Origin of the sequence: Paractinoplanes durhamensis, from assembly GCF_016862175.1 — a bacterium.
In the GTDB taxonomy this organism is placed as follows: Bacteria; Actinomycetota; Actinomycetes; order Mycobacteriales; family Micromonosporaceae; genus Actinoplanes; species Actinoplanes durhamensis.
This window is the reverse complement of record NZ_BOML01000018.1, coordinates 1-20,248: the sequence shown is the minus strand read 5'-3', so window position 1 is coordinate 20,248 and position 20,248 is coordinate 1. Positions and strand designations below refer to the sequence as shown.

The 20,248-nt window shown below is 72.7% G+C and carries 17 protein-coding genes and 1 pseudogene; 9 read left to right on the top strand and 9 right to left on the bottom strand.

Annotated features, from left to right (window positions below; translation table 11 throughout):
* The first annotated feature begins 65 nt into the window (after positions 1–65).
* From Adu01nite_RS09430 to Adu01nite_RS09400, 7 genes are all read left to right on the top strand, one after another.
* A complete protein-coding gene (locus Adu01nite_RS09430; RefSeq protein WP_203726187.1) occupies positions 66–446 on the top strand; it encodes a hypothetical protein in 381 nt (126 codons plus the stop codon).
* A gap of 9 nt (positions 447–455) precedes the next feature.
* Entirely contained in the window at positions 456–605 is a 150-nt protein-coding gene (locus Adu01nite_RS09425; RefSeq protein WP_203726186.1) for a hypothetical protein, read from the top strand.
* Positions 606–661: 56 nt separating this feature from the next.
* The gene (locus tag Adu01nite_RS09420) at positions 662–1,867 is read left to right on the top strand and encodes an MFS transporter (protein WP_203726185.1); all 1,206 of its coding nucleotides are present in this window, start codon (positions 662–664) and stop codon (positions 1,865–1,867) included.
* Between the two features lie 201 nt (positions 1,868–2,068).
* Positions 2,069–2,329, top strand: a complete 261-nt coding sequence (locus tag Adu01nite_RS09415) for a hypothetical protein (RefSeq protein ID WP_203726184.1) — start codon at positions 2,069–2,071, stop codon at positions 2,327–2,329.
* A gap of 4 nt (positions 2,330–2,333) precedes the next feature.
* Positions 2,334–3,215 carry a hypothetical protein gene (locus tag Adu01nite_RS09410; protein ID WP_203726183.1) on the top strand — a complete coding sequence of 294 codons (882 nt, stop codon included), beginning with the start codon at positions 2,334–2,336 and terminating at the stop codon, positions 3,213–3,215.
* 14 nt (positions 3,216–3,229) lie between these two features.
* Positions 3,230–5,860, top strand: coding sequence for an FtsK/SpoIIIE domain-containing protein (locus Adu01nite_RS09405; protein WP_203726182.1), 2,631 nt, complete (start codon positions 3,230–3,232; stop codon positions 5,858–5,860).
* Positions 5,857–6,555: a hypothetical protein gene (locus Adu01nite_RS09400; protein WP_203726181.1), complete on the top strand. Its 699-nt coding sequence runs from the start codon at positions 5,857–5,859 to the stop codon at positions 6,553–6,555. Before Adu01nite_RS09405 ends, Adu01nite_RS09400 begins: the two co-directional genes overlap by 4 nt.
* Before the next feature lies 1 nt (position 6,556).
* On the opposite strand, the gene Adu01nite_RS09395 is transcribed toward Adu01nite_RS09400, so the two are convergent.
* The 5 genes from Adu01nite_RS09395 to Adu01nite_RS09375 form a co-directional block, all read right to left on the bottom strand.
* Complete coding sequence (locus Adu01nite_RS09395; protein ID WP_203726180.1) at positions 6,557–7,795, bottom strand: cupin domain-containing protein; 1,239 nt, start codon at positions 7,793–7,795, stop codon at positions 6,557–6,559.
* Between the two features lie 12 nt (positions 7,796–7,807).
* A complete protein-coding gene (locus Adu01nite_RS09390) occupies positions 7,808–8,059 on the bottom strand; it encodes a BatC protein (protein ID WP_203726179.1) in 252 nt (83 codons plus the stop codon).
* Between the two features lie 58 nt (positions 8,060–8,117).
* The gene (locus tag Adu01nite_RS09385; RefSeq protein WP_203726178.1) at positions 8,118–8,984 is read right to left on the bottom strand and encodes a DUF72 domain-containing protein; all 867 of its coding nucleotides are present in this window, start codon (positions 8,982–8,984) and stop codon (positions 8,118–8,120) included.
* Between the two features lie 64 nt (positions 8,985–9,048).
* On the bottom strand, positions 9,049–9,465 hold the full coding sequence (locus Adu01nite_RS09380; protein WP_203726177.1) for a TraR/DksA family transcriptional regulator: 417 nt from the start codon (positions 9,463–9,465) through the stop codon (positions 9,049–9,051).
* 179 nt (positions 9,466–9,644) lie between these two features.
* Positions 9,645–10,277 carry a nucleoside/nucleotide kinase family protein gene (locus Adu01nite_RS09375; protein ID WP_203726176.1) on the bottom strand — a complete coding sequence of 211 codons (633 nt, stop codon included), beginning with the start codon at positions 10,275–10,277 and terminating at the stop codon, positions 9,645–9,647.
* A gap of 226 nt (positions 10,278–10,503) precedes the next feature.
* Here Adu01nite_RS09375 and Adu01nite_RS09370 point away from each other — a divergent pair, with 226 nt between their 5' ends.
* A complete protein-coding gene (locus tag Adu01nite_RS09370) occupies positions 10,504–11,562 on the top strand; it encodes an RNA-guided endonuclease InsQ/TnpB family protein (RefSeq protein ID WP_203726175.1) in 1,059 nt (352 codons plus the stop codon).
* Positions 11,563–11,574: 12 nt separating this feature from the next.
* Here the strand turns inward: Adu01nite_RS09370 and Adu01nite_RS09365 are convergent, their stop codons facing one another.
* From Adu01nite_RS09365 to Adu01nite_RS09355, 3 genes are all read right to left on the bottom strand, one after another.
* Positions 11,575–12,123: a winged helix-turn-helix domain-containing protein gene (locus tag Adu01nite_RS09365; protein ID WP_203726174.1), complete on the bottom strand. Its 549-nt coding sequence runs from the start codon at positions 12,121–12,123 to the stop codon at positions 11,575–11,577.
* A gap of 369 nt (positions 12,124–12,492) precedes the next feature.
* Positions 12,493–14,784 (bottom strand): accessory Sec system translocase SecA2, encoded by a 2,292-nt coding sequence (gene secA2 / locus Adu01nite_RS09360; protein WP_203726173.1) that lies wholly within the window; start codon positions 14,782–14,784, stop codon positions 12,493–12,495.
* A 36-nt stretch (positions 14,785–14,820) separates the two neighbouring features.
* The gene (locus Adu01nite_RS09355; protein WP_203726172.1) at positions 14,821–16,563 is read right to left on the bottom strand and encodes an ABC transporter ATP-binding protein; all 1,743 of its coding nucleotides are present in this window, start codon (positions 16,561–16,563) and stop codon (positions 14,821–14,823) included.
* 159 nt (positions 16,564–16,722) lie between these two features.
* Here Adu01nite_RS09355 and Adu01nite_RS09350 point away from each other — a divergent pair, with 159 nt between their 5' ends.
* Positions 16,723–17,415 carry an ATP-binding protein gene (locus tag Adu01nite_RS09350; protein ID WP_239132261.1) on the top strand — a complete coding sequence of 231 codons (693 nt, stop codon included), beginning with the start codon at positions 16,723–16,725 and terminating at the stop codon, positions 17,413–17,415.
* Here the strand turns inward: Adu01nite_RS09350 and Adu01nite_RS09345 are convergent.
* Positions 17,412–20,248 (bottom strand): annotated as a pseudogene (locus Adu01nite_RS09345) (hypothetical protein); the annotation flags it as partial. The gene Adu01nite_RS09350 and the pseudogene Adu01nite_RS09345 overlap by 4 nt on opposite strands.

Sequence of the window (20,248 nt, the reverse complement as noted above, 5' to 3'; positions counted from 1 at the left end):
AGCACGCCCGGCCATCGGTTGATTCCCACATTTCACGGAAACTTGACACGGGTACGCTCAACTTCATGACCGTACCTCTGGTGATCGTCGACGGTGCCAACGTTGTCGGATCCGTGCCCGACGGTTGGTGGAAAGACCGGCCCGCGGCGGCCGTCCGGCTCCGCGACAGCCTCGCCGCGATCATCCCCGACGGCCTGCCTGACCTGCCCGGACCCATCGAGGTGACGCTGGTGGTGGAAGGCAAGGCCCGGGAAATTCCGCAGGCTGACAACGGGGTCACCCTGGCGAGGGCGACCAACTCCGGCGACGACAAGATCGTGGATTTGGTACGCGGTGAGCACCGCACCCGCCGAGTGGTGGTCGTCACCGCCGACCGCGGCCTGCGCGACCGTGTCGTGGCTCTCGGCGCCGAGGTGCGCGGACCGTCATCGGTCCCCCGGCGCTAGTCTTCTGCGGTGACCACCCCACCGCGCGGCATCACCTGCCACCAGCCGCCGTGGGCGAGCCGTGCGTCGGCGGCGGCGCAGCTGATGCTCGCCCGGTGGGTCACGCCTGATCTTCCCCTCTACGGCAACGATCACGACCGGGCCGACTTCGCTCCCTGACCGCTGCGGTTTCCAGCGCGTCCCCCTTTCCTTTCTCATCGCCCGGGAGCGATGTCATGCCTGCTGCCTCCGTCGTCCTGCGCGCGCCGCAGGTCCCGCTCGTCCTCATCGCCAGCCAGGTGGGCCGGCTGCCGACCGCGGCCGCACCCCTCGCCCTGCTGCTGTTCGCCCGGCAGTCGGTCAGCCTCGCCGTCGCCGGCATCGTGGTGGCCGTCTTCACCGCCGGGATGGCGGTCACCGCCCCGGTGCTGGCCCGCGGCATCGACCGCTGGCGCCAGCCGCCGGTGCTCTACGGCTCGGCGTCGCTGTCCGCCGTCGGCTACCTGATCGCCGCCCTCAGCGCCGGCCATCCGGCGCCCCTGCTGATCGGCGCGGCCCTGGCCGGCATGGGCACTCCCCCGCTGGAGGCCTGCCTGCGGGCGCTGTGGCCAGATCTCGTGTCGGCCGCCGACGTGACCGCCGCCTACGCCCTGGACATCGCCCTGCAAGAGGTGATCTTCGTGGTCGGCCCGCTGGTCACCCTGGGCGCCGTCGCGGTCGCCGGCCCGGCCGCCGCCCTGATCGTCGCCGCCGCGCTCCAGCTCATCGGCGTCGCCGCCTTCGTGGCCGCGCCCGCCACCCGGCACTGGCGCGGCCGGCCGGCGCACCGGCACTGGGCCGGCCCGCTGCGCGTCCCGCGCCTGGTCACCCTGGTCGTCGGCATCGCCTGCGTGGGCGCCGCGGTCGGCAGCATCCCGGTCGTCCTCACCGGTTACGCGGAGTCGGCCGGCGACCGCGGCCTGACCGGCTGGCTGCTGGCCTGCCAGGCGCTGGGTGCGCTGGTCAGCGGCCTGCTCTACACCCGGGCCCGCCCCGGCACCCTGCGCCGCCTCCCGCTGCTGGCGGCCTGCTTCACCGTCGGTTACCTGCCGCTGCTGCTGGTTCCCGCCCCCGGCTTGATGTACGTCCTGCAGTTCGTCAGCGGCTTCGGCCTGCCCCCGCTGCTGACCGCCGCCTTCCTGGCCGCCGACCGCCTGGCCCCGCCGGGCACCGCGGTCGAGGCGTTCGCCTGGATCTTCACGGCCTTCACGGTCGGCAGCGCGACCGGAGCCGCCTTGGCCGGCCCGCTGACCGACGCCACCATCCGCACCGGCTTCGCCTTCGCCCCGATCGCGGGGCTGCTCGCGATCGGAGCGATGGCCGCTACCGCCGGTCGGCCCTCCTCCGCCAGGCCGGCCCCCTCCGCCGGGCCGGCCCCCTCCGCGCCGCACGCGGGTGGATGAACGATTCACTCGGAGGGTCAATCCTGTTCACTCCTGCGTCGGATCTCGGACTCGGCAGGGCGGGGAGCAGGGCAGCGGGCCGATGCTTCGGGCAAGCGCTCTCCCCGCTCCCGCAAATGGGGTGTGCGGGGACGGCGGGGCAGGAAGGGGGCAGTAGGCTGAGGTCGGTAGTCGGGTTCCGCACAGCAGGAGGCTGCACGGGTGGCCAGTGTCGCCGAGGTCAAAGCGGCCGTGGATGCCGCGCTCCAGCAAGTGAGCGAGGGGCAGGCGGCGATTCAGGCGGCCCGGGAGAAGCTCGGCGAGGCGCAGCAGAGCCTGGCCGCGGCCCTCGACGGCAGCGGGAGCGACGCGGTGGGGGCAGCGCATTCGTCGCTGTCGCAGGCCGACCAGTCGCTGGAAGAGTGCCTCGGCGCCACCTCGCTCGCGGTGGAGCAGGCGCAAAACTACACGGCGATGCTCTGACGCGATGTCGCTGATCCAAGAGCTCGGCGCCCAGCTCCGCGCCACCTCCGACGAACTTCCCACCGGCCTGGTCTCGGTCGCGATGGAGAAGCTGCGCAGCGCCACCGAGATCCTCATGTGGGTGCGCGAGACGTCCGTCGACCCGGTCGGCGTGCCGCAGCTGGGCAACGCCACCGAGCACGCCGAGCGGGCCGCGGCCGCGCTGCGGATCGCCCAGGACGCGATCGCCACCTACCTGGCGAGCGTCGGCCTCACCGGCGACGCCGCCGCCCCGCCCGACAAGGACTGGAAGGCCGGCCTGGAGCGCCCCGAGGTCAAGCAGCAGGACGCGCCGCCGCCGGAGGAGAAGGAGAAGCTCGGCCCGTGGTGGCACCAGCGGGTCGCCCAGCTGACCGGCGAGCCGGATCGCGAGGACGGCAAGGAGCAGAAGGAACAGCAGGCCGACACGGCCGAGCTGTTGCGCCGGGTCGCCCAGGGCGTGCGCTCCGGCGACAAGGCCCGGGTCGGCCGCGACCTGCACTCGGCGAGCGCCGCCACCGGGCTGGCGCTCAGCGCGGTGACGTCGCCGGTGCTGCATCGGCTGGCCGGTGACCTGCTCGGCCACGAGCCCCGGCCGGAGGATGTCGACCGGCTGCGCCAGGCCGCGGCGGGCCGGGTGCGGTCGCTGCTGCCGGGCACCTCACCGGCGGTGCTCGACACGCTGATCGCCCGGATCTGCCGGGTGCCGGTCGCCCAGCAGGGGCAGTCCGGCCACCCGGCCGACAACGCTGTCACGGCGGGCGTGCTGACCGGCGTGCTCCTGGCCCGGCTCGGCCGCGACGCGAACACTCTCGACCCGAATGCCCCCGAACCGTTGCGCCGCCCCGAGGCCGCCGACGCCAAATGAAACGTTGATTGCCCATGTCTGAGTCGACAACGCAGCAAGTCATGGACATCCGGGCCGGGCTCTCGCATGCCCTCGGCGCGGCCGAGAACGCGCTCTCCGCGGCACGTGCCGCCTATGAGGCGGCGGTCGAGCGACGGCAACGGGTGGTGGAGGCGGCCATCGCCCGTCGCCGCAACGTGGCCGAGGCGCGTGATCAGCGGATGCGCGAGATCGACGAGCAGAGCGCGGAGGACCTGTCCGCGTTCGCCGACGCCGCCGCGGCGGCCGCCGACCGGGCCGCGCCGGGGGCCGCCGGCGATCCGTGGGACGACTGGCAGCTGTCCCCGCTCGACACCGCGGCCGAGCTGCGGGTGGGCCGGCTTCTGCTCCCGCATCCGGAGGACGTGCCGGCGCTGGTGCCGCTGCTCGACCACGGGCACGTGGTGGTGCGCGGCGATCGTGCCGTCGGCGACGAGGTGGTCGCCGGGTTGCTGCTGCGGGCGCTGGGCACGGCCGCGCCGGGGGCGCTGCTGCTGACCGGGTACGACCCGGACCACCTCGGTGGCGGGCTGGCCCGGTTCGCCACGCTCGCGCCGGCCGGGGTGCTGAAGTTCGCCGGGCCGGGCGAGCTCGGCACCCTGCTCGACGACCTGGTCGACCACGTGCGGCGGATCAACGAGACGGTGCTGGCCGGGGAGTTCACCTCGCTGCGGGAGCTGTCGGCGGCGACCCACCGGCGGCCGGAGCCGTGGCGGCTGGCGGTGCTGCTCGGCGCGGGCGAGCTGAGCCGGGCCGAGCAGACCCAGCTGCAGCGGCTGCTGCGCACCGGGGCCGCGGCGGGCGTGCACCTGGTGATCCAGGGCATCCCGGTGCAGGCCGGGCCGGGCATCGAGTTCATCACCGCGCAGCCGGGCGACAACGCGCACATGAGCAGCGCGGGTGCGTTACCCGTACGGCTGGATGGTGGTCCGCCGCAGGCGGTGGTGGCGGCGGCCTGTCGCCGGATCGCCGAAGCTGTCGCCGCCGGTCCGGCCCCGGTGGCGCTGGACAGCCTGCTGCCGGCCGAGGTGTGGCAGGAGAGTTCGGCGACCGGGTTGTCGGCGCCGCTCGGGGACAGCCCGCAGGGCGTGCCGGTGACCGTGACGCTGAGCGACTACCCGCCGCACGCGTTGATCGCCGGGCCGTCCGGCACCGGCAAGACCAACCTGATCTACGCATGGATGGGCGCCCTCGCGGCCCGCTACTCCCCCGACGAGTTGGCCTTCTACCTGCTGGACTTCAAGGAGGGGGTGTCGTTCGCCCGGTTCGCGCCGGGCCGGCGGGACCCGAGCTGGCTGCCGCACGTGAAGCTGGTCGGCGTCAACGTCAACACCGACCGTGAGTTCGGGCTGGCGCTGCTGCGGTTCCTCGGCGAGGAACTGCGCCGCCGCGCGGACGCCGCGAAACGGTACGAGGTGACCAACCTGGCCGAGCTGCGGGCGGAGGACCCGGAGGGCTCCTGGCCGCGGATCGTGGCGGTGGTCGACGAGTTCCAGGTGCTGCTGTCCGGCCGCGACTCGGTCGCCACCGAGGCCGTCGACCTGTTGGAAGACCTGGCCCGGCGCGGCCGCTCGCAGGGCATCCACATGATCCTGGCGTCGCAGGACGTCTCCGGCATCGAGGCGCTGTGGGGCCGGCCGGCGCTGGTGGCGCAGTTCTCGCTGCGGATCGCGCTGCCCCGGGCCCGGCGCGTCCTGGCCGAGACGAACACCGCCGCCGAGTCGCTGCCGCGCTACCACGCGGTGGTCAACGCCGACTCGGGCGCGATCGAGGCGAACCGGGTGGTCCGGGTGCCGTCGGCCGGCGACCGGGACCGGTGGAACGCCCTGCAGCACCGGCTGTGGCGCAGCCGCCCGGAGGGCCAGGGCCCGCCCCGGCTGTTCGACGGTGACGTGATCCCGAGCCTGAGCGACAGCCCTGACTACCGGCGGCTCGCGCCGGCCGAGGGCTCGCCGGCGCCGATGGTGCTGCTCGGCGAGACCATCGACGTGGCGTCCCGGTCGGCCCGGACGGTGCTGCGCCGCGCCCCCGGCCGCAACCTGGCGATCCTGGGCACCCGCACCGAGGAGGCGTGCTCGATCCTGGCCACCGCCGCGGTGTCCCTCGCGGCGCAGTTCCCGCCGGAGGGTGCCCGGTTCTCGATCCTCTGCCTCGACCAGGACGCCCGGCCGGCCGCCGAGGCGCTCTGCGCGGAGCTGCCGGACTGCGGCCTGTTCTGGGCGGACAACGCCGACTGGCTCCTCGAGGATGCGGCGAGCGAGGCCTCCGCCTCCTGGCCGGCCGATCGGCCGCACTTCCTTCTGGTGTACGCGGCGGACGCGCTCCCCGGCGGCAAGGTCGTCGCCGATCAGCTGCGGACCATCATGCGGCAGGGCCCGGAACGGCGGATCCACGTGCTGGGCTGGTGGCGCGGCGCCGGGCTGCTGCGCGACGCACTCGGCGGGCACGGGTCCCGCACCGATCCGATCGGCGCCTGGGTGGCGCTGGACGTGCACGGCAGCGAGCTGGCCGCGTTCTACCCGGGGGCCGGCGCGCCCGTGTGGTACCCGCGGCCGTGGCGGGCGCTGCACTTCGACCGCTCGGTGCATCGAGGCGCCGAGGTCATCATCCCCTACGGACAATTATGAGTGACGTACAACCGGCTGATTTCGACACCGCCGACTACCGCAGTGTGCTGCGGCGGCTGACCACTTTGGAGGAAGAGGCGGCCAACCTGCGGGCCGAGGCGGTGCGCTGGCACGACGGCCGGGTGTCGGCGGCGGACGAAGCGGTCCGCAAGGCCGACGAGGCGCTGCGGGCGGCCGAGCAGGCGGCCGTCGACGCGCAGCGCACCATGGAGCGGGTGGACGCCCGGGCGGCCGGGCTGTGGTCGGAGTACGTGCACAAGGTGGGCCCGATCGCCGAACGGTACGGCCGCACCAAGCCGCCGCCGTCGATCCCGCGGCAGCGCACCGAGAAGGACGCGGCCGACTACCTGGACGAGGTCGCCACCAAGGTCAAGTACACGGCGCCGGCGCGACCGATCACGTTCGGCGTGAAGGTGCTGTTCGCGGCGTTCGGGGTGGCCGGCGGCCTGGTCGGCGCGGTGGTGTTCCGGGCGCTGCGGCAGAACGCGCACACCTCCCAGACCGGCACCTGGCGCGACGCCCTGCCGGTGGTCGCGCTGGTGGTCCTGCTGGCCTGCCCGATCCTGGCCGTGGTCGGGGCCAAGCGGGTGGCCGACCGGCGCGGAGTCGGGCTGGACGCCTCGACGATCGCGACGATCCTGGCGGCCGGCCTGGCGACGGCCGGCATCGTGCTGGCCGCCGCCGGGATGGGATAGCTCAGGCCGGGACCACCAAAGCTTCGCGGAGCAGCCGGCGCGCCAGGACCAGGCGGTCGTCGCCGGTCTCCAGCAGCAGGTCGCCGACCCGGGTCGGCTCGCCGCTCAGCGCCTGACGCAGCGCGGCCGCGCAGGACGCCGGGAAGCGCAGCGTCCGGCCGGTCAGCCGGAGCACCACGTGGTCGGGCCCGTCCTCGGCCAGTCGCCAGCGCAGGCCGCCGCGGGCCGCGACGGTGTCGGCCGGGCCGAGCGCGTCGGCGAAGTCGAGCTGGGCGAGCGGGGCGACCGGGGCCGGGCGGGCCGACGGCCAGTCCCGGGCGGCGAGGCGGTCGGCGAGCTCGGCCGGGCCGGTGCCGGCCAGCCAGTCGCGGAGGGCGTCGACAGTCTCGGTCATCTCCGGCTCGATCGCGTCGGGGTCGGACACGTCGAGGCCGAACGGCAGGGTCGCGCGCAGCCGGGCATCCTGGGTGGCCATCGCGAGCAACTCCTCCACCAGGGCGTACCGGGTGAGGGCCCGGATCCCGATCGTCACGTGCAGCGAACGGGTGCCCTGGGCCTGGGCCGAGTGCAGCCAGCCGCGCGGCAGGTAGAGGGCGTCGCCCGGGCTGAGCACCACGTCCAGGGCCGGCTCGCCCTGCGCGGTCGCGCCCACCTCGTCGGCCCGGCCACCCCACGGCTGCTTCTCCAGCGGGTCGGCGAGGACCGGCTCGTGGATGCGCCACCGCTTGGTGCCGTCGATCTGCAGCACGAACACGTCATGGGTGTCGTAGTGGGTGCTGAAGCCCTGGCTGGCCGGTGGGGTGAGATACGCGTTGACCTGCAGCGGGCGGCGCAGCTCGGCGCCGAGCTCCCGGGCGTAGTCGATCAGCGGCGGCCAGATGCGGTGCAGGCCCTGGAGGACAAGGGTGGCGCCCTCCGCGTACAGCCGCATCACGTCGTCGTCGACGACCTGGTCACCGATCTCGGCACCGGCCCCGCCGGAGCCGGTGAACCGGCCGGCCGGGAGGACCTTGCCCTCCTTGGCGGCCCGCAGGAACGGGGTGCGCAGGCCGCGCCGGCTGAGCAGCTCGTCGACCGCGGCCGGGGACAGCAGGTCGGCGAAGCCGTCCGGGCCGGCCAGCTCGGCGGCCCGGCACAGCAGCGGCGCCCGCCCCCAGTGCGCGGCCGCGAACTTGTCCGGTTCGATGGTGGTGACACGGGAAAGTGCCGGGCGGAAGCCGCCCGGCACCTCGATCGTCATGCCGGTTCCGTCTCAGACCGCGGAGCCGTCGGCGCCACCGTCGTGGCCGGCCGGGTTCGCGCCGCCGTCGGCCGGGCCTTCGCCACCGGCCGAGCCGTCCGCGCCGCCGTCGTGACCGTCGGCGTTGGCGCCGCCGTCCGCCGGGCCTTCGCCGGCCGAGCCGTCCGCACCGCCGTCATGACCGGCCGGGTTGGCGCCGCCGTCCGCGGGGCCCTCGCCGCCCGCCGCCGTGCCGGTGGTGATGTCGTCGTCGCTGAGTGACATCGGGATCTCCCTGGGTTGTCGGTGTCCTGCAGACCCGGTTTACCCAGCTTGATCGCCGCTAACCCAGCAACTCGATCAAGGTCGAGGCGTTGCGCTGGGCGTAGTCCGAGTAGCAATTATTGAGGAAGATTTGGGTCCGGTCGGTCTTCTCGGCCAGATCATGCAGGCGCGGCGCCCACTCGCCCAGCTCGGCCGGCGAATATTCGTACCCGAATTTCTCGTGGATGTCCTTGCTCGTCCATTTGTCGCTGTGGCCGTGGAAGCGGACCACCGCGATGTCCGCGGTCGCCTCGACGAGAGGCGGGACCGACGACTTGTGGCCCTGCGGCATGTCGACACAGACGAACGGCAGTTGGTGGTTGCGCAGGAAATCGAGGGTCTCGTTGCGGTTGGCGCCGTCGAACCAGGAGGCGTTGCGCAACTCGAAGACCGCGCGCAACGGCTTGCACCGGGCCGCGACCTCGAGCATGTACTCCTTGTTGGACCTACGGATGCCGAACCACGGCGGGAATTGGAAAAGCACGGCGCCGAGCTTCCCGGCCTGATCGAGCGGGTCCAGCGCCGAGAGAAAACGGCTCCAGACTTCCTCGTACGCCGATGGCGGCAGATCATCCGGGTAGATGTTCTTCTTGTCGGTCTCCGGCCGCAGATCCTTGTAGATCGCCGAGACCTTGGTCGGATGACCGGTCAGCAGGCTGAACGCCTTGATGTTAAAGGTGAAGTTGTCCGGCGTCCGCTGCGCCCACAGTTTCGTGGTCTGCTCGGCCGGCGGCCCGTAATAGGTCGAGTCGACCTCGACCACCGGGAACTGCTTGGCGTAGTAGGCGAGCCGTTTCTCCGGATTGTCGGCGGACGCGGGATACCACCCGGAGGCCAGCAGCGTCCGGTCGGTCCAGGAGGCCGTACCGACCTCGATCACGCCCAAGAACACTCCCGGGGAAACGGCGGGTCCGCCGCAGCCCAGCGGCGGACCCCCGAATGTTTGTTTTCTAGCTGGCCCGGCGCTCGCGGTTCGACTTGCAGTGGACGCAGCTGGTCGCCGAGGGGAAGACCTCGAGCCGCTCCACCGGGATCGGGTTGGAGCAACCCTCGCAGTTGCCGTAGGTGCCGTCGTCCAGGCGCTGCATGGCGTGCTCCGCCTGCGTCCGCCGGTCGAGAAGGGTCCGCAGCAGCGACGTGGCCGCGTCGCGCTCGGCGGTCTTGGAACCGCTGTCGGCCTGGTCGTCGCCGGCCGCATCGCCGATCTCGACCAGCCGGAGCTTGTGGTTCTCCGCGAGGGCCAGTTCGTACTCGGAGTTCAGGTCGTCGAACCTGCCCCGGAGGATCGCCCGGATCTGCTCGGTCTCCTCGACCGAACGCCCCTTGGCGGCACCCTTACCCGTGATAACCGCTCCATTGACGAGCATGCGTTCCCCCTGCCCTTCCTCTGCCCCTGCCGGCGGTCCCCCGAGAAGCAGCCCATCGCACCATGGTGCCGCCTCATACCCGCCGCCGAAGATCCCAAACGGGGCCTCCGCTGAAAAAAGTAACCGGAGCATAACTGTCAGTGGTCGACTCCGCTACAGACTCGCTTCACCAACTCTGCTCATTCACGTTCCACCACGAGCGCCGGGCGCCGGGGGTCGTCGAGCCGGACGACCACGTCGGCGAACGCCGCCGGGGCGACCTCGGCGGCGTACCGCTCGAAGGCCGGCAGGGTCCACTCCTGGCCAGGTGGGGTGCGGCGGCGCAGGGCGGCCGGGGTCAGCTCCAGATGAACGCTCACCTCGAAGTCCAGGCCGCCGCCCAGCAGCACCGGCCCGCTCACCAGCACGATCGCCCCCGGCGCCAGCTGGTGATACGGCTCACGGGCGGCCCGATCGGTCTCCGCGTTCCAGAATCTGGTGAGAATCTTGCCGGTGCCGCCCGGACCGGCCGGACCGAGGACCTCGCGGGCCAGCACGGCCTCGTCGAACCAGCCGGCGTAGAACGAATCAGGGTTGGTGCGGCCCAGCTCCAGGCGCAGCGAGGCGGGCCGGAGGAAGTCGGCGGTATCGACCCGCACCGCCGGGCGGCCCCGCAGCCGCAGCGGCGCAACGAGGGCGTCGGCGAGCCGGCCGGGGTCGGCCGCAGCGGGCCCGTCGATGCCAACTCGCAGGAAACTGTCAGCTTCCCGACTCACTATGTGGGAAACCAGCTCATCGACGAGACCCTCTACGGACACCGGACGCACACGCACGCCCGGCAACGCTACTGGATTGTGGTACCCCGCTCCGACCTCAGAGCGGAGTAAAGGCCCACACACAGAAGTGCTACCAAAGCTCGAAGCCGACCCGACCTTGCTGCCCCGCATCAGTGGCCGGCCGAGGTCGGCACGCTCCTGCTACATCCGCCGACCGGAAACGCCCTCGAGGTTGTTCACCAGCTTCGCCAGAGCGACCTTGGGGCGGCAGTAAAGTGCACGGGTGCAGCTCCGCTACACCTACCGGCTCTACCCGAACGCCGACCAGCGCCAAGCGCTGGCCAGGGCGTTCGGGTGTGCGCGGGTGGTGTTCAACGACGGGCTGAGCCTGCGTCAGCAGGCATGGAAAGCAGGCGAGATGGCGCCGCCCCGCTTCCGTTCTCGCAAGGACAACCGGCAGGCGATCCGTTTCACCAAGAACTCCCGATTCAAGGTCCTCGACGACGGCCGGCTACGACTGCCGAAGATCGGTGACCTGGAAGTCCGCTGGTCTCGCGACCTTCCGTCCGCCGCCAGCTCGGTGACCGTGATCAAGGATGCGGCGAGCCGGTACTTCGCCTCGTTCGTCGTCCAGATCACGCAAGACGAGACACTGCCGACGGTCGACTCCGAGGTCGGCATTGACCTGGGACTGACTCACTTCGCGGTGCTCTCGGACGGTACGAAGATCGCGACCCCGAAGTTTCTGCGTCGTGCGGCCCGCAAGCTGAAGCGGCTGCAACAGGCTCTGTCCCGCAAGCAGCGCGGGAGTCAGAACCGGAAGAAGGCCGTTGTCAAAGTCGCCAGGACGCACGCCCGGGTGGCCGACGCCAGGCGCGACTGGCAGCACAAGTTGTCCACGGCGATCATCCGCGACAATCAAGCGGTGTTCGTCGAGGACCTGTGTGTAACCGGTCTCGGCAGGACCCGGCTCGCCAAAAGCGTTCACGACGCCGGCTGGGCCAGCTTCACCAGCATGTTGGAATACAAGGCCGCCCGGTACGGGCGTACCTTCGCTCGCGTGAACCGGTTCTTCCCGAGCACGAAGATGTGCTCGAACTGCGGCCGGATCACCGACAAGACGGCTCTCAACGTCCGAACGTGGGATTGCCCGTGCGGAGCAACCCACGATCGAGACGTCAACGCCGCCAAGAACGTGTTGGCTGCCGGACAGGCAGACAACCCAAACGACCGTGGAGCGAGGGTAAGGCCAGCGTTCGCGCTGGCACCACGCTGCGAAACGGTAACCCACCCGGACGCCGCGTGTTCGACACGCGGCGTCGCGGGGATCCCCGTCCTTTAGGCGGGGAGGATGTCAATCGTGTGGCTGGACCACCACGCGAGCCTCGTCGGAGAGCCGGTAACCCACGCCGTAGACGGTGGTGATCACCGGCAGGTTGCCGCCGAGCTTGAGGCGCAGCCGGCGGACGTGCACGTCGACCGTGCGCTCCCCGGTGTGCTCGTAGCCCCAGACGCCGGCCAGCAGCTGGGCGCGGGTGAAGACCCGGCGGGGCCGCTCGGCCAGGAACAGCAGCAGGTCGAACTCGAGGCGGGTCAGCGGCAGCGACTCGCCGTCGAGCAGCACCTGCCGGGAACCGGTCAGCATGCGCACCTCCGGACCGGAGGAGGCCGGCTCGAACGCGACCGGCGCGGCCGGTTCGAGCGTGATCGTGCCCTGACTGATCTCGACAAGCTCCCGCACGGCCTCGATGAGCCGGTGGGCCTGCGGGGTGAGTGCATCGGTGGTGAGCGGAATGGCGACCGTCACGGTCAACGCGGGATCGGCGGGCCGGCGTGGTCCGGAGCTGCGGCCCGGACCTGTGACATGGCGGTTGACACGAGGCGACAGCGCGCTTACCGGCATGGTGAAAGAGCCCCCTGAAATTGCATGGTCGGTAACCGTATATAACCGATCACCCTCCGTAAATTCGGGCTGAATAATTCCGCTACGGAGGATGGTGGGTCAAGACGGCAACCACACTGTGGGAAAATCGTTCCACATCTGCTTTGACTGTGGGAAATGCATTCTAGGAACGGATTCTGTCAGTCTGTTTAAGTGTTGCCCAACGACAACCGGGCTGGTAGTTGCCGCGCAAGGCAAGCAAACAGGCACTGTGGACGGTTCACCAGGGCACTTCTCTGAGACGCGCACCACAGGAAGACGAATCAACAAGTACGAATACAAAAAGAGATCCCGCGCCGCAAAGGTTTGCCGCGCGGGATCTCTTATGGGTCAGTTGCCGCCGGTCAGCCGCCGTCCGACGGACGCGATCAGGCGGTCCAGCTCGGAACCGAACGGGTTGTCGTGCACGAGGTAGGTCCAGGTGGCACTGGGCCGGACCAGCTCGGCGCGCTCGGGCTCCCAGCCGTCGGTGAGGTCGGTCTCCTCGAAGGTCGCGATGGTGCGGCGCTCGATCTCGGTGAAGACCTTCTGGAAGGCCGGGACGGCGGCCCGGTGGAACTCGTCCAGCGGGTCCAGCTTGCCCAGCGCCCGCAGGTGCACGCCCTCGCGCACCTCGTTCAGCTCGGCCAGGTGCTCGGCCCAGAGCCGGTCGAGGTGGAACAGCGCGATCGCCCGCGCCGCGTCCGACAGGATGTCCTCGTCGGTCTCCTCGGCCTTCTCCTTGGACTGCTCGAGCAGCATGATCGCGGCGACCTCGGAGGTGAGCAGCCGCTCCCGGCGCTCGGCCATCGCCACCCGCTGCTGCTCGATCACGACGCTGTAGCGCCAGGTGTTGCGGTGGATCTCGTGGTTGACGCCCTCGGCGACCCGCTGGGCGTGCTCCACGGCGTACTCGACCTGCTCGTCGTGGACGACGCCGTCCATGTCCATCCGCGGCGAGGCCGGCAGCGCGTCGCCCGCGTGCCGGGTGACCAGCTCGTCCTCGAGGCTGACGAAGAACACCGAGCGGCCCGGGTCACCCTGCCGGCCGGCCCGGCCGCGCAGCTGGTCGTCGACCCGGCGGCTGTCGTGCCGGCCCGCGCCGATCACGTAGAGGCCACCGAGCTCGACCACTGCCTCCCGGTCGGCCTCGTCGGAGCCGCCGAGCCGGATGTCGACACCGCGGCCGGCCATCTGGGTGGAGACGGTGACCGCGCCGAGCGCGCCCGCCTCGGCGATGATGGTCGCCTCCTCGGCGTCGTTCTTCGCGTTCAGCACGTTGGACGGGACACCGGCCGAGGCCAGCTGCTTGGCCAGCAGCTCGGAGGCCTTCACGTCGAGGGTGCCGATCAGCACCGGGCGGCCCTTCTCGTGGGCCAGCTTGATCTCCTCGACCAGCGCCTCGTCGCGGGTGTCGTGCGCCGAGAAGATGCGGTCGTCGTCGTCCTCGCGGATGTTCTCGGTGTTCGACGGGATGACCGCGACCTCGAGCTTGAAATACTCCCGGAGCTGCTCGCCGACGTGCACCGCGGTCGCGGTCATGCCGCACACCGTCCGGTAGAGGGCGATGAACGCCTGCACGGTGATCGTGTCGAGGACCTCGCCCTCGGCGGTGGCGGTCAGCCCCTCCTTGGCCTCCACGGCCGCCTGCAGCCCGTCCGGCCAGCGGCGGCGCTGGGCGACCCGGCCGCGCATCTCGTCGATCAGCTCGACGCCGCCGTTGCGCACGATGTAGTCGACGTCCCGGCGGAGCAGCGCCTGCGCGTGCAGCGCGACGTTGACCGCGGAGAGCTGCTCCACCTGGTCGTCGGCGTAGAGGTCGATGTCGCCGAGCTTCTCCTCGATCCGCTTGAGGCCGGTCTCGGTGAAGGCGACGCTGCGACCGTCCTCGGCGACCTCGAAGTCCTTACCGGGGCGCAGGTCGCGGACCAGGTCGGCGGCCTCGTGCACCGGGTCGCTCTCGGTGGCGATCGAGCCGGCCAGCACCATCGGCACCCGGGCCTCGTCGATCAGGATCGAGTCGGCCTCGTCGACGATCGCGGTGGCCAGCTCGCGCTGCACCCGGTCGGCGACGTCGGTGACCAGCTGGTCGCGCAGGTAGTCGAAGCCGGCCTCGGAGACCGACACGTAGGTGACGTCGTCCAGGTAGGCCGCGCGGCGCTCCTCCGGCGTGGACGCCTCGGTGACCCAGCCGACGGTCAGGCCGAGCAGCGTGAAGACCGGCTCCATCCACTCCGCGTCGCGGCGGGCCAGATAGTCGTTGACGGTGAGGATGTGCACCGGGCCGTGGCCCAGCCGCACGTGCCCGTAGGCGGCGACGGCCGCGGTCAGCGTCTTGCCCTCACCGGTGGCCATCTCGGCGACCTTGCCGGAGAGCAGCGCCATCGCGCCGAGGAGCTGCACGTCGTAAGGCCGTTGCTCCAGCGCTCGCCACGCCGCCTCGCGACCCACCGCGCAGATCTCGGTGTAATCGCTCGCCTCGCCGGCCGCGGCGGTCAGCGCCTCGTCGTCGAGCTCGCGGAGCGCTTCCTCACGAGCGTCGATCGCCGGCAACCGCTTACTGAACGGCGCCAGGTCGACCGTTGTGCCCGGACGCTGCAGAAACTTGCGGAACCGGCTCTTCAACCGCTGCGACACACCCATGGCGGGCTACGGTACTTCATTTACCTGAAAGCGTGGTCACGACACCAGCAGCTGATGGGTGGCCAACTCACGGTAGAGCGGGCTCGTATCGAGAAGTTCGAGGTGGGGGCCGATCGCGACGACCCGGCCGGCGTCAATCACGACGATCCGGTCGGAATCCACCACGGTGCTGAGCCGGTGCGCCACCACGATCAGGGTGCGGCGCACCGCGGCCGAGGCGATGGCGGCGCGCAGGGCCGCCTCGTTGCGGGCGTCGAGGTTGCTGGTCGGCTCGTCGAGCAGCAGGATCGGCGCGTTGCCGAGCAGCGTGCGGGCGATCGCCAGCCGCTGCCGCTCCCCGCCGGACAGCAGCACGCCGCCCTCCCCCACCTGCACGCCGAGCCCGTCCGCCGATCGGGTGACCAGGCCGCTCAGGTTGACCTCGGCCAGCGCGGCGAGCAATTCATCGTCGGTAGCTTCCGGCGCGGTCAGCAGCAGGTTGTCGCGCAGCGTGCCGGCCAGCACCGGCGCCTCCTGCTCGACGTAGCCGAGCCGGGCCCGCAGCGCCGCCCGCGGCACGTCGCGGATGTCGAAGCCGTCGACCAGGATCCGCCCGCCGCTCACCTCGTAGAACCGCTCGATCAGGGCCAGCACCGTCGACTTGCCGGCGCCGGACGGTCCGACCAGGGCGATCCGGCTGCCCCGCGGCACCGTGAAGGAGATGTCGTGCAACACCGGGCCGTCGCCCGGATAACCGAAGGAAACCCCGTCGAAGGTGACGGCCGGGGCGGTGCTTGCGCTTGCGTCAAGTGCTTGAGGTGTACGGGTGGAATCGCCGGCCGCCTCCGCCGGTATCTCCAGCATCTCCTCGATCCGCTGCAGCGCACCCAGCCCGGTCTGCAGTTGGGTGTACGACCGGAGCGCCTGCCCCAGCGGCATGGCCAGGAAGAACAGGAAGAGGATGAACGCGACGAGGCTCCCGACGCTGATCGCCCCGGACGCGACCCGCACCCCGCCGACCCCGAGCACCAGCAGGAAGGCGCCCTGGATGGCGGTGTCGGCGACCGGCCCGACCACCGCCTCGAGGCGGGCCAGCCGCATCCCGGCCTGGTAGGCCTCCTCGGCCCCGTGCGCGACCGTCGCCGCCTCCCGCTCCTCGGCCCGGCCGGCCCGGATCGTGCGGGCCGCCGAGATCGCCCGCTCGACCGCCGAGGTCATCTCGCCCAGCCGGGCCTGCGCCTCCGCGGAGAGCCCACGGGTGCGGCGGGACGCGGAGATCGCCACCGACATGCCGACCAGCAGCGCGACCAGGGCGACGGCCAGCAGCAGCGGATCGACCACGGCCATCGCGACCAGGGCACCGGCCACCATCACCACGCCGGAGACGATCTCGAACAGACCCGAGGTGACCACCGCCCGCAACAGCGTGGTGTCGGCGCCGACCCGGGACAGCAGGTCCCCGGTGCGGCGCCGGTCGTACTCGGCGATCGGCAGGAGCAGCAGGTGCCGGGCGAGCCGGCGGCGGGTGGTCAGCACCACACCCTCGGCGGTGCGCTGCAACAGATAGTCGCGCACGGCGCGCAGCCCGGCGCCGGCGAGCAGCAGCCCGACCAGCCCCGTCACCGGCACCGCGACCGGGCGGTGGCCGGTCACCCGATCGAGGACGTCGCGGATCAGCACCGGCTGGACCAGGGCGGCGCCGGCCGCGATCACCGACAGGACGCCGACGACCACGAGGGTGCCACGATGCCGCCGCAGATAGGGCAACAGAGCCCGCAACCCGACCCTGCCCGCTGCCATGCGGCCGACATTAGCTCGGACGTGCGACACCCCGCGGCACGGTCTGACGTTTGCCTTGGTGTCGGGGCGGGCACTGGAACGCACACAAGGTGGCATTGCGCACGGGAAGGAGACGAATTGCCCAGTCAACTCGTCTGCCGACCGGTGAGCGACCGGCCCGTGGCGGTACTCCGCCTGAGCGGCACCCTCGACCAGGTCACCGGCGACGCGTTGCAGCAGGCCGTCCGGCACAGCCTCGCCGCCGAGCCGCACCGGCTCCTGCTCGACGTCTCCGACCTGCGGGTCGGTGACCCGATCGGGTTGTCCGCACTCAGCGCCGTGGCCTGCCAGACCTCGGACTGGCCGGACGTGCCGATCGTGCTGTGCGGCGCCTCCCCGGAGACCGAGGCCGCCGTCCAGGCCGCGCCCGAGTGCGCCGGGCTGGGCCTCGCGCCCGACTGCGAGGCGGCGATCGCCGAGGCCCGCGCCGAGCCCGAGCCCCCGCTGATCCGGCTGCGGCTGCGACCGGTGCCGGACGCCTGCCGCGAGGTACGCCAGATCGTCGTCCAGGCCTGCGAGACGTGGCACCGCTCCGACCTGTCCGGCACGGCCGCGCTGATCGCCACCGAGCTGGTCGCCAACGTCGTGCGGCACGCGCACACCACCATGGAGTTCACCTTCGGGCTGCGCGACGGCCGGCTGCGGATGAGCGTCCGCGACGGCAGCCGGCGCATGCCGAAGCCCGCGGCCCCGGGACTGACTTCCCCGGGAGGCCGCGGGCTCTGGTTGGTGCGAGACCTCACCGACGCGTGGGGCGTGATGCCGGTCAGCGACGGCAAGGTGGTCTGGACCCGCCTGCCGGCCGCCGCTTAGCTCGGGCCGCCGTTTCGCGGCGGGAGGCCGCTCGGCGATCCCTCGGTGTTCTTCTCGCCCCCGCCGAGCGGGCGGTTCAGCTGGCCCATCTGCGGCGATTCCAGCGGCGGGCGGTTGCGGCGGGCGGTCTTCGGCTCGGCCTGCGGCGCCTGGTTCGGCAGGGCCGACTCGCCCGTCTGCGGCGGCTCCAGCGGCGCCCGGTTGGGACGGCCGGTCGCGGCCAGGCCACTGGGCTCGGCCCCGCCGCTGCCGCCGAAGCGGTTGGCACCGTCCTGCGGCGACATCAGCGACGGACCGATGCCGCTCTGGTCGTGGTCCGCGGCCGGGAGCGAACCCAGGCCACTCGGCGGCGCGACCGGACCGCCGGCCTGCAGACCACTGGGCTGCGCCGCGGGACCGCCGAGGCCACTCGGCTGCGGCGCCGGACCACCCAGCCCACCGCCGCTCAGCCCACCGCCACCAAGCCCGCCGCCGCTCAGCCCGCTCGGCTGCGGCGCCGGACCGCCGCGACCGCCACCGCCGAGCGCACCCGGCTGCTGAGCCGAGCCGGCCAGGCCGCTCGGCTGCTGCGCCGGGCCACCGAGGCCACTGCCAGCCGGCTGCTGCGCCGAACCACCAAGACCACTGCCACCCGGCTGCTGCGCGGGGCCACCGAAGCCGCCCGGCTGCTGCGCCGGGCCACCAAGGCCGCTGCCGCCGGGCTGCTGCGCCGGGCCACCGAGACCGCTAGCGCTCGGCTGCTGGGCGGGGCCACCAAGACCACTACCGCCCGGCTGCTGGGCGGGACCGCCGAGGCCGCTGCCGCTCGGCTGCTGGGCTGGGCCTCCGGGCTGCTGGGCCGGGCCGCCGAGGCCGCTGCCCTGGCCGCTGGGCTGCGCGGGCGCCGGCAGTGCGGAACTGGCCAGGCTGCCACGGCCCATCGGCTGCTGGCCGAGGGCGGCGCTCGACTGCTGCAACGAGGCGTTCGGCTGCTGCGAGGGGCCGGCGAGCGAGCCATTGCCGTAGCCGGCCGCGGCCGGTCCGCCGAAGCCGGTCGGCGAACCGGCGGGCGGCTGGCCGCCGGCCATCGGCTGCATCGGCGAACCGGACTGCGCGACCGGCGGCTGGCCCGGCCGGCCCAGGGTGGCGGCGAAACCGGAGCCGTTCGACGGCGGCGGGCTGACCGGGCGGGCGGCCGGCGAGACCGGGCGGAGCGGCGCGGCGGGCGGCTGGTTCACCGGGGCCGGCGCCATCGGCGGGGCGTTCAGGGCGGTCGGGCCCGGGCGGGCCGACGGCGCGAAGTGCGGGGCGTCGAGCGGCCGGTTCTGCTGGTGGTAGGTCTGCGGGCCGGCGAGCAGCAGGTCGACGTCGGACGGGTAACTCGCGGCCGGCGGGCCGGCCGGGCTGACCTGCGGGCGGGCGGGGCTGACCGGGCCGGCGGCCGGACCGGCCGGCGGCGCCATCGGCGCGGCCTGTGTGCCCGGCGAGCCCATCGGAGCGGGCCGGGTTTCCGGCTGGGCGGTCGACCACGCGGCAGCTTCGGGCTGAGCGGAAGACCACGCCGCCTCGGGCTGAGCAGACGACCATGCGCCCGCCTCAGACTGGGCCGGCGACCACGCCGCCCCGGGCTGAGCAGACGACCGCGCGCTAGCCTCCGGCTGAGCAGACGACCACCCCGCCTCCGGCGGAACCGACAACCGCACGGCAGCCTCTGGCCGAGCGGACGACCACCCCGGCTCGTCAGTTTGTGCAGAGGACCACGCCGCCTCGGGCTGACCGTAAGACTGCGCGCCGGCATCCGGGCGGCCATACGACTGCCCGCCGGCATCGGGCCGACCAAACGACTGGCCGCCAGCGTCCGGCCGGCCATACGACTGGCCGCCGGCGTCGGGCCGACCAAACTGCTGCCCGCCAGCGTCCGGGCGGCCATACGACTGGCCGCCGGCGTCCGGCTGGCCGTACGGCTGTGCGCCGGTGTCAGGCCGGCCGAACTGCTGCCCGCCGGTCTCGGGGCCGCCGGACGACCGGGCGCCGGCCTCGGGCTGAGCAGTGGACCACGCTGCTTCCGGCTGACCGTACGACCGCGCTGCGGTCTCGGGCTGAGCGGACGACCATGCTCCGGCCGACGGCTGGGCGGCGGACCACGCGGCCTCGGGCTGGGCGGACGAATGAGCCGACGAATAGGCCGGCGGCTGAGCGCCCGAAGGGGCCGACGAGGGAGCCGAGGGCTGGGCGGTGGACCACGCCGGGGCCTCGGGCTGGGCGGAGGCCTGGCCGTAAGAACGTGCCTCGGCCTCGGGCTGGGCGGCGGACCACGCCACCGCTTCGGAGTGCCCGGGCCACGCCGTGGCTCCCGGCTCGGCGGGCCGGTGCCCGGCCACCGGCTGCTCCGGCGACGAAGGGAACGGACCGGCGGGCGGCATCGGCCCGGGTGGCGTCATCGACGCCCCGGACGGCGCCAGGCCGGCCCGTGCGGCCAGCGCGCTCGGCGGCTCCCCCAGCTCGTCGTGGCCACCGTGCGCGAGCCGCGCCGGATCGGCCCCGCCAACCGGCGGCCCGTCGACCGGCGGCAGGTCGAAGGAGAAGTTCCCCGGCACCGGCGGCTTGTACCGGGGCGGTTCCGGCATGAGCGACGGCTCGGCCCAGGAGTCGGCCGGCGTCTCGCCCCACGATTCGGCGGCCGGCGGCCCGGCCGGCCCGCCCGGCCCCTGCCCCGCCGCGAACGACAGCTCGACCGGCCCGCCACCGACCAGCGGGCTGCCGGCCGACGGCCCGTTCCAGCCCGGCCCCGCCGCCGGCGGCGCGTCAAAATCGTGCGGCGCATCGTGCAGCGCATCGCGACCCTGCGGCGTGG

Excerpts from the sequence above, each read along its gene's own strand:
- Adu01nite_RS09430 (WP_203726187.1), top strand. The coding sequence starts at position 66 with ATGACCGTACCTCTGGTGATCGTCGACGGTGCCAACGTTGTCGGATCC.
- Adu01nite_RS09420 (WP_203726185.1), top strand. The coding sequence starts at position 662 with ATGCCTGCTGCCTCCGTCGTCCTGCGCGCGCCGCAGGTCCCGCTCGTC.
- Adu01nite_RS09410 (WP_203726183.1), top strand. The coding sequence starts at position 2,334 with ATGTCGCTGATCCAAGAGCTCGGCGCCCAGCTCCGCGCCACCTCCGAC.
- Adu01nite_RS09405 (WP_203726182.1), top strand. The coding sequence starts at position 3,230 with ATGTCTGAGTCGACAACGCAGCAAGTCATGGACATCCGGGCCGGGCTC.
- Adu01nite_RS09400 (WP_203726181.1), top strand. The coding sequence starts at position 5,857 with ATGAGTGACGTACAACCGGCTGATTTCGACACCGCCGACTACCGCAGT.
- Adu01nite_RS09395 (WP_203726180.1), bottom strand. The coding sequence starts at position 7,795 with ATGACGATCGAGGTGCCGGGCGGCTTCCGCCCGGCACTTTCCCGTGTC.
- Adu01nite_RS09390 (WP_203726179.1), bottom strand. The coding sequence starts at position 8,059 with ATGTCACTCAGCGACGACGACATCACCACCGGCACGGCGGCGGGCGGC.
- Adu01nite_RS09380 (WP_203726177.1), bottom strand. The coding sequence starts at position 9,465 with ATGCTCGTCAATGGAGCGGTTATCACGGGTAAGGGTGCCGCCAAGGGG.
- Adu01nite_RS09365 (WP_203726174.1), bottom strand. The coding sequence starts at position 12,123 with ATGCCGGTAAGCGCGCTGTCGCCTCGTGTCAACCGCCATGTCACAGGT.
- secA2 (WP_203726173.1), bottom strand. The coding sequence starts at position 14,784 with ATGGGTGTGTCGCAGCGGTTGAAGAGCCGGTTCCGCAAGTTTCTGCAG.
- Adu01nite_RS09355 (WP_203726172.1), bottom strand. The coding sequence starts at position 16,563 with ATGGCAGCGGGCAGGGTCGGGTTGCGGGCTCTGTTGCCCTATCTGCGG.